The sequence below is a fragment of the Streptomyces sp. UW30 genome, assembly GCF_008042075.1.
Taxonomy (GTDB): Bacteria; Actinomycetota; Actinomycetes; order Streptomycetales; family Streptomycetaceae; genus Streptomyces.
Window position 1 is genome coordinate 1 of record NZ_RDBN01000190.1, and the last position, 682, is coordinate 682.

Genomic DNA, 682 nt, shown 5'->3' on the forward strand with positions numbered 1-682 from the left:
AGGCGGCCCTGGCCCTCACGGAGGCGGTGACCCTGGTCGCCGACGGAGGCGTCCCGGACGAGGCCTACGCACAGGCGGCGGCCCAGTTCGACGACACGGAACTGGCCCACGTCCTGGCCCTGATCATGACGATCAACACGTGGAACAGGGTGGCGGTGACGTCGGCGGTCGTGGCGGCCGTGCGGCACGTGGACACGCCGTACGACCAGTTGCTGATGAGCGGCATACCGCGGCACGAGGCCCGTCGACGGATCGCGGCGGTGGTGGCGACGAGGTTGGGGGCGTGGCGGGCGGAAGTGTCCGAGGCCGGCTGACGGTGCAGCGGCCACTCACGCGGCGCCGACGCCGCCGTCGTCCGTCGCCCCAGGCCCTCGCCGGCGTCCGTCCACCACTGTCCGCGGCCTCGACGATGTCCTCCATCCACTGCTCCAGGCCCGCCGCTGTCCTCAGCGATCCCCGGCCTCGCCACCGASCTCCACCGTCCCCGGCCTCGCMGGCGTCCTCCACWGCTCCAGGCCCGCCGCTGTCCTCMGCSGTCCCCRGCCTCGCCACCGACCTCCACCGACCTCGCCACCGACCCCCACCGTCCCCGGCCTCGCCGGCGTCCTCCGCTGCTCAGACACCGCGGCGCACCGTCCTCCACCGTCACCGACCCTCCCCGCCGCCCCGCCTTCCCCTGGCC

General features: G+C 74.9%; 1 protein-coding gene. It reads left to right on the plus strand.

Going from position 1 to position 682, the window contains the following annotated elements; genetic code table 11:
* A partial coding sequence (locus EAO75_RS45495) for a DUF2293 domain-containing protein (protein WP_148000970.1) occupies nt 1-314 on the plus strand: 314 nt, incomplete at its 5' end.
* Nucleotides 315-682: the final 368 nt, after the last annotated feature.